Below are 8059 nucleotides of genomic sequence, written 5' to 3'. Positions count from 1 at the left end.
CGCTGCGGGGACCGGCTCCCTGGAGACGGCGTACTTGACTCTGTACAACGCCACCGGCGGGTACATCGCCTCCGGCTTCGGCGCGGATCTAGCGACCTTCTCCTATGTCGCCGCCCAGAGCGGCACCTATTACCTGGAGGCTAGCGAGCTGGGGGACGACGGCATCGGTTCCTACACCGTTAAGGTGTCTTCTAACCTGAATGGAACGGACGGTAATGACCGTCTGATCGGGACGATTGATAACGAGACGTTGAATGGATGGGGAGGAAATGATGTACTTGATGGCCGTGCCGGCAACGATATCCTCAACGGCGGTTTGGGCAATGATGTTCTCAATGGCAGCGTGGGCGCCGACCGGATGGCCGGTGGCGATGGCTCCGACACCTATTACGTGGACAACATCGGCGACGTCGTCAGCGAGAGCAACGCCACGGCGAGCACGGGCGGCACCGACACCGTCTACAGCTATCTCGCGACTTACACCCTTGGCGCGAATGTCGAGAACGGGCGGATCCTGGCAAGCGGGGTTGCCAACCTCACCGGCAACGGCCTCAATAACGTGCTGTACGCCGGAGCGGGCAACAATGTCCTGAATGGCGGCACAGGCACCGATACCGTCTCTTATGGCTACGCTGGCGGCGGCGTGACCGTCAGTCTCGCCCTCGCGACGGCCCAGGCCACCGGGGGCTCCGGTTCCGACACCCTGATCGGGATCGAAAATCTCACCGGCTCTGCCTACGCCGACCGGCTCACCGGCAACAGCGGGGCCAATGTCCTCACCGGCGGAGCGGGTAACGATGTTCTCAACGGGGGCGTGGGCGCCGACCGGATGGTCGGTGGCGATGGTTCCGACATCTATTACGTGGACAACATCGGCGACGTCGTCAGCGAGACCAACGCCACGGCGAGTACCGGCGGCACCGACACCGTTTACAGCTACCTCGCGACTTACACCCTCGGCGCGAATGTCGAGAATGGGCGGATCCTTGCGACCGGCGTCGCCAACCTCGCCGGTAACGGCCTCACTAACGCGCTGTACGCCGGAGCGGGCAACAATGTCCTCAATGGCGGCACGGGCACCGATACCGTCTCTTACGCCTACGCTGGCGGCGGCGTTACCGTCAGTCTCGCCCTCGCGACAGTCCAGGCCACCGGGGGCTCCGGTTCCGACACCCTGATCGGGATCGAAAATCTTACCGGCTCGGCCTACGCCGACCGGCTCACCGGTAACAGCGGGGCCAATGTCCTCAACGGCGGAGCTGGTAACGATATCCTCAATGGTTATACCGGTAACGACATCCTGACCGGCGGCACTGGACTGGACATTTTCCGTTTCGATACCGCCCTGAATGCCACGACCAACCTTGAGCGGATCACTGATTTCAGTGTCGCGGACGATACGATCCAACTTGAAAACGCAATCTTCACGAAACTGACGGGCGTTGGCACGCTCTCGGCGGCCAATTTTCGCGCGAGCACCGCTGGGACGGCCGCTGATGCCAATGACTTCATGCTGTATGACACCGATAGCGGTGCGCTGTTCTACGATGCCGACGGCACGGGTGTCGGTGGCGCAGTGCAGTTGGTGATTATCGGCACTGGTCTAGCGCTGACCGCAGCAGATTTCGTCGTGACTTGAAGTCTTGCCAGAGGTCTCGCGTTCACCCAGGCGAACGGAAACGTGAGCAGGAAATACCGCGCTCTGCGATGATGCGCGGCGACCAAGACCGAATCGTGATGTAAGACATTTCTTTTTCATCTGGAGCTTATCCAATCTCGCTCCTGTCGGTCATCTTTGAAACATTGACAAGAAAGCGCTGAAGCATCCCTCTGCGGTATCCTTCCGGGATTGAATCAAACACTCGTGACGATAAGACCAAATCCCATGCAGACCGACTACGATCCGCGCGCCGTCGAGACGGCAGCCCAGCAGTATTGGGAAGGGCACCAGTCCTTCAAGGCCGTCGAGGATCCGTCCCGCGAGAAATTCTACTGCCTGTCGATGTTTCCCTACCCCTCCGGGCGGCTGCACATGGGGCATGTGCGCAACTACACCATCGGCGACGTGATCGCGCGCTATCAGCGGATGCAGGGTAAAAACGTCCTTCAGCCGATGGGGTGGGACGCCTTCGGTTTGCCGGCCGAGAACGCGGCCATCCAGCACGGCATTCCGCCGTCGCAATGGACCCGCTCGAACATCGCCTACATGAAGGACCAGCTCAAATCCCTGGGCTTCGGGTACGACTGGGAGCGCGAACTGGCGACCTGCGACCCGGACTATTACCGTTGGGAACAGTGGCTGTTCACCCGCCTGATGGAGAAGGGGCTGGCCTATCGTGCCAAGACCACGGTCAACTGGGATCCCATCGATCAGACTGTGCTGGCCAACGAGCAGGTGATCGACGGGCGGGGCTGGCGCTCGGGCGCGCCGGTCGAGAAGCGCGAAATCGAGCAGTGGCTGGTGCGCATCACCGATTATGCGCAGGAACTGCTGGATGCGCTCGACGGACTGGACGGCTGGCCCGAGCGCGTGCGGATCATGCAGCGCAACTGGATCGGGCGCTCCGAGGGCGTTCACATGGATTTCGGCATCGCGGGCAGCGAGGAGACGCTCGGGATCTACACCACCCGTCCCGACACGGTCATGGGCGTCACCTATGTCGCCGTCGCCGCCGAACATCCGCTGGCGCATCGCGCGGCCTTGGATCATCCCGAGATCCTCGCCTTCATCGAGGACTGCCGTCAGGGCGGTACCTCCGAGGCCGAAATCGAGACCATGGAGAAGAAGGGCCAGCGGCTTGGCATCGACGCCATTCATCCGATCACCGGCGAGCCGGTGCCGATCTTCGCCGCCAATTTCGTGTTGATGGGCTATGGGACCGGCGCGGTCATGGCGGTGCCGGCGCACGATCAGCGCGATTGGGAGTTTGCCGAACGCTATGGCATCCCGAAAAAGGCCGTCATCCGCTCGGTCGACGACAGCCCGTGCGGGATCGAACAGGCCGCCTATACCGACAAGGGCATCCTCTTTAACTCCAGCCCCTTCGACAGCCTGACCTCGGCGCAAGCTTTCGAGGCCATCGCTGACTGGCTAGCGGAGCGGGGCAGGGGACAGAAGACGGTCAACTTCCGTCTGCGCGACTGGGGCGTCTCGCGGCAACGGTACTGGGGCTGTCCGATTCCGGTGGTGCGGACCGCCGATGGAGGAACCCGCCCCGAAACCGACCTTCCGGTTCGTCTGCCCGAGGACGTGATCGTCGACGGTTCCGGCTCGCCCCTGAAAAAGATGCCGGCATTCTCCGATCTCCCGAGCGGGGAGACGAGGGAAACCGACACCTTCGATACCTTCTTCGAGTCGAGCTGGTACTACGCTCGCTATTGTTCGGCGGGTTGCGATACCGCCATGCTCGACGCGCGCGCCAACTACTGGCTGCCGGTGGATCAATATGTCGGCGGGATCGAGCATGCCGTGCTGCATCTGCTCTATGCCCGTTTCTTCCACAAGCTGATGCGCGACGAGGGGCTGGTCGACTGCGACGAGCCGTTCAAGAACCTGCTGACTCAGGGCATGGTGGTCGCCGAGACCTGGTTTCGGGAGGATGGCGAGGGGCGCAAGCAGTGGTTCAATCCGACTGAAATCGAGATCGAGCGCGACGAGAAAGGCAAGCTGGTGGGCGCCGTTCTCAAGTCCGATGGCCAGCCGGTGGCCTTCGGCGGCATCGAGAAGATGTCCAAGTCCAAGAACAATGGCGTCGATCCGCAAGCGCTGACCGATCGCTATGGCGCCGACACGGTCCGGCTCTACACCATGTTTACCTCGCCGCCGGATCAATCGCTGGAATGGAACGACGAAGGCGTCGAGGGCGCGTTCCGCTTCATCAAACGACTGTGGGCGCTGGCCGTGGGCGAGTCGGCGTCGATTCAATCCGCCGCCGCGCTCGTGGGCGAACTGGATGACGCCGACCGCGACGCGCGTCGCGAGCTTCACGCGACCCTGAACAAGGCCCTGTTCGACTATGAGCGACAGCAGTTCAACACCGTGGTCTCGGCCTGCATGACCATGGTCAATACGCTCTATCGACTGGAGCCGTCCGCCGCGCGCGCCGGCATCGTGCGCGAAGGCGTGGGCATCGTGCTGCGTCTGCTGGCGCCGATCGCACCCCATGCCACGCACCATCTGTGGCGCGAACTCGGCTTTGGCGAGGATATTCTCTCCGCTCCCTGGCCGACGGTGGATGAAGACGCGCTCCGGCAGGACAGCATCGAGTACGTGGTACAGGTCAACGGCAAGGTGCGCGCCAGCGTCAAGGTGCCCGTCGACGCGGACCGGGAGACGATCCAGGCGGCGGCCCTGGCCAACGGGCAGGTGCTCAAATTCATTGGCGACAAAGCCGTTCGCAAGGTGATCCTGGTGCCGAAAAAACTCGTCAATATCGTGGCCTGATGTTTTTGTTTCACAAAAACATGGGGTCACGAAACGTTCGGTTCCTGATTCTGCTGATTGTCTTTCCGATCCTAACCGCTTGCGGTTTTCATCTGCGCGGCAGCATCGAGATTCCGCCGGCGCTGAATCCGCTCTATCTCCAGTCCGCGCCGGGCTCGCCGGTGCGCCGGGCGATCGAGGATCTGTTAACGGGTAGCGACGTGCGCCTGACCACGAACCCCGCCGAGGCCCGGCTGATTCTGCGCATCCTGTCCGAAAATCGTTCCTCGCGGGTCGCGGCGGTGGACGCGAACGGCAAGACATTGGCCTTCGAGCTGCATTATCTGGTGCGCTTCGATGCGGTCGCGCCCGACGGCGCGCAAAAAGTTCCGCCGCAGACCCTGGATCTGGTGCGCAACTTCGATAACCCGGATGTCGAGGTGCTCGGGAAGCAACTCGAAGAAGAACTCATCTATCAGGATTTCGCCACCGACGCCGCAGATCGTATTCTGATGCGTCTGCGAGCCGTATTAATTTAGCCGCCAACCATGCAACTACGTTTCAACCAACTCCCGGGCCAGCTCAGCCGAGGTCTGGCACCCGTGTATCTGCTCTGCGGCGATGAGCCGTACCAACTCGGCGAGGCCGCTCGACTGATTCGCGAGCAGGCGCGGCGCAAGGGATTCGACGAACGTGAGATTCTTGATGCCGACGGCAACTTCGACTGGAACCTTCTGGCTGCTTCGGCCGACGCCATGTCGCTGTTCTCGGCCCGCAAGCTGATCGAACTGCGCATCGGCGGCGGTAAACTGGGCAAGGATGGCGGCGCGGCGGTCCGCGCCTATTGCGCGCGTCCCTGTCCCGATAATCTGCTGCTGATCCTCGCGCCCGGTTTGGAGCGCAAGGATCTTCAGACCCAGTGGGCCAAAACGGTCGAGTCCATCGGCGTTCTGGTCCAGGTCTGGCCCATGAAGGAAAAGGAGCTGGAGCCCTGGCTCGGGCAGCGCCTGCAGGCTGCGGGATTCCAGGCCGGGCCGGGCGTCGCTGCGCTGCTGACCGAACGGGCCGAGGGCAATCTGCTGGCGGCGGTGCAGGAGATCGAGAAGCTGCGGTTGCTGCACGAACCCGGCCCGCTTACCCTAGACGATCTGCTCGGCAATCTGGCCGACAGCGCCCGCTTCGATCTCTTTGCCCTGACCGACGCGGCGCTGGCCGGCGACCGGGCGCGGGTGCAGCGCGTCCTGTCGGTACTGCGCGGCGAGGGCACCGCCGACGCGCTGGTGCTCTGGGTGCTCGCCCGCGAACTGCGGATGCTGGCGGAGATCGCCGGAGCGATTGCGCGGCGGACCTCGCCCGAGCCGGTGTTCGCCGCGCATCGCGTGCCCCGACCGCGCCAGGAGGTCATCGCGCGCGCGCTGCGACGGCTCTCCCCTGCGCTGCTGCACCGGTTGTTGCGGGAATGTCTCAAGGCCGATCTCACCATCAAGGGTTTGGCCCCCGGCGATCCCTGGCAGCGTCTGGGTGTCATCGCCGATGCGCTGAGCGCGGGAAGTGTTCAGGTGCCTGTCGGCATTGCATAACATATCCGCCAGATTGCTAAATTCGCCGGCTTGACAGAGAGCAAAATCAATGGATAGATAAGCCGCGTCAGCGACGGCGCCTCTTGTTTGGTGCATGGCTGAAGTCAGTGTGTCAATCATCAGTGCTGTTCTGTGCCCCATTTACTGGCGAGGTCAATGATCAACATGTTTAAATTGAAAGGTTTTCCTCTTGCTGTTGCGATGATTCTGCTGATGTTGGGAATCCCGGCTCGGGCCGAGCTTGTCAGCTACGGCAACGGGCTCGTTTATGACGATGTGCTGGATGTCACTTGGACCAAGGACGCCAACCTGGCGAAGACCCGAAAATTCGGGATTGTGGGTATTCAAGATACCGGCCGGATGACCTGGGAGACCGCGCAGCGCTGGATCGCCGCGATGAATACCGCAAATTTCAAGGGATTCAACAACTGGCGGTTGTGGTCCGCCAAGGACTACGAGACCGGAACATTAGGCTGCGTGCAACCCAGTCTCTGCAACAAAAGCGAATTGGGTCATTTATTCTACGAGGAAGGCGGTCTCAGTCCCGGTTCGCCGATTACGAGTAGCGCAACTCTGACGAGCAAATTCACCGGCATGATGGCCAATCCTTATTGGTCTGGCTCCGAGGTACCCTCGAACCTGTTGAGAGCCTATTACTTCAGGGCATGCATCGGTGCGCAGAATCGAACGGATAAAACGACGTACCTGTATGTCTGGCCGGTCCGCGACGGTAAGCCTCAGTAACAGTTCAAACATCGCCCGAGCGGCATCTGCGGCGCCTCTCTCCCGGCCTGGGAGAGAGGCGTTTTTCTGTGCGTGGCCCACAGGGATGGAAAGAGTGAAGAAGGTCGCGACCCGATCATGGCGTTGTTCCACATCGAACATGAAGGCAATCGGCGAACGGCGGTCCTGGAGAGCGAAAACTGTTCCAAAAACATTACAACGATACAGGTTTGCGAGTTCGGCCAAACCGGCCAAGCTGCATGGAGGCTCGTCAATCAGCGGCTTTTCTTTTTGGCATCTTATTTGCGTAATCTTGTTTGGAATTTTTCCATGATGAAGATTATCCGATGACGATACCGTTAAATGAGCACCCATCTTCGGGATGCAAATCCTTGGATGCAGAGAAGTCAATCGTGATCGTCAGGCGGTCGGTGTGGGAACTTAGCCCTGTGACCCGGGTCTCATTTAGCGAGTGAAATGGGGCTGTTCCCCCCTGACAGCCCCAAGTACCGGCAGCCTCTGTCGGGAAAGCATTCCCCCGAAGTCTTCACCCCAGGACTTCGGGGGTTCTTTATTCAGTTCGCGTCAGCGTGACAGATAGGCCCGCACCGCCTCCTTCAAGGTATCGAAATTGCGCCGGAGTTCGGCCATGGTGTCCTGCACCTCGGGTGCCTGCTTCACGTCCCGCGCCACCCGCTTGAGCATCGCGGCATAGTCGCGCCGCCAGACCGCCATCCGCTCGATCAGCCGCTTCAGACCCTCGTCCGTTCCGTTCCCCTGGTCCGACGGCGCGTAGCCAAACTGGTAGTCGACGATGTCCTCGGTCACCTCGCCCTTAAAGAGCCGATAGAGTTCGACCTGGAGACACTTGGCGCTGTAGCTGAAGCGTCCGTCCTTTTCCAGCCGCCGCACGCTCATGCGGATTTGAGTGGATTCGAGCAGGCGCAGCGGGGCATGGCGGGCGGCGCGCTTGACGAAGTCGTGATCCTCGGCCAGCCGGAGCCTTTCGTCGAAGCCGCCGACCCGCTCGAAGAGTTCATGATCGACGAAGATGGCAAAGCCGCCGGCATGCGGAGCGGTCTTGAGACTGAGCCTGACGAATTGATTGGCAAGCTCGAAGAGGAGCGCGTCGAGCGGGTTGTCCGAATCCGGCTCGAACCAACAGGTCGCGAGTTGAATCCCCTCCGTCTCCATCTCTCCGAGCGCCTTTTCCAGAAGGGGGGTAGTCGGTTAGTGCCTCCTGTCGCAAGATGTGGGGGTGAATCCTACTGACCAATCCATATACCCGACCTTGGTGGCAGGGCGCGACTACCCGCGCAGTTACCGTGAGTTT

Annotated in this window: 6 protein-coding genes; 5 read left to right on the top strand and 1 reads right to left on the bottom strand. The window is 61.3% G+C overall.

All coding sequences use genetic code 11. From position 1 onward, the window contains the following. From QZY07_RS19550 to QZY07_RS19530, 5 genes are all read left to right on the top strand, one after another. Positions 1-1639, top strand: a 1639-nt coding sequence (locus QZY07_RS19550) for a calcium-binding protein (protein WP_295406260.1), incomplete at its 5' end; no start/stop codon positions are given. Between the two features lie 246 nt (positions 1640-1885). Continuing rightward, positions 1886-4444, top strand: a complete 2559-nt coding sequence (gene leuS, locus QZY07_RS19545; protein ID WP_295406258.1) for a leucine--tRNA ligase — start codon at positions 1886-1888, stop codon at positions 4442-4444. Between the two features lie 20 nt (positions 4445-4464). After that, complete coding sequence (lptE, locus tag QZY07_RS19540) at positions 4465-4962, top strand: LPS assembly lipoprotein LptE (RefSeq protein WP_295406256.1); 498 nt, start codon at positions 4465-4467, stop codon at positions 4960-4962. A gap of 9 nt (positions 4963-4971) precedes the next feature. After that, a complete protein-coding gene (holA, locus tag QZY07_RS19535) occupies positions 4972-6003 on the top strand; it encodes a DNA polymerase III subunit delta (protein ID WP_295406254.1) in 1032 nt (343 codons plus the stop codon). 165 nt (positions 6004-6168) lie between these two features. After that, a complete protein-coding gene (locus QZY07_RS19530; RefSeq protein ID WP_295406252.1) occupies positions 6169-6747 on the top strand; it encodes a DUF1566 domain-containing protein in 579 nt (192 codons plus the stop codon). Between the two features lie 564 nt (positions 6748-7311). Here QZY07_RS19530 and QZY07_RS19525 read toward each other — a convergent pair. Next, entirely contained in the window at positions 7312-7920 is a 609-nt protein-coding gene (locus tag QZY07_RS19525; RefSeq protein ID WP_295406250.1) for a hypothetical protein, read from the bottom strand. Positions 7921-8059: the final 139 nt, after the last annotated feature.

Origin of the sequence: uncultured Thiocystis sp., assembly GCF_903866365.1 — a bacterium.
Classification (GTDB): Bacteria; Pseudomonadota; Gammaproteobacteria; order Chromatiales; family Chromatiaceae; genus Chromatium.
This window is presented reverse-complemented; position numbering and strand designations above follow the sequence as displayed.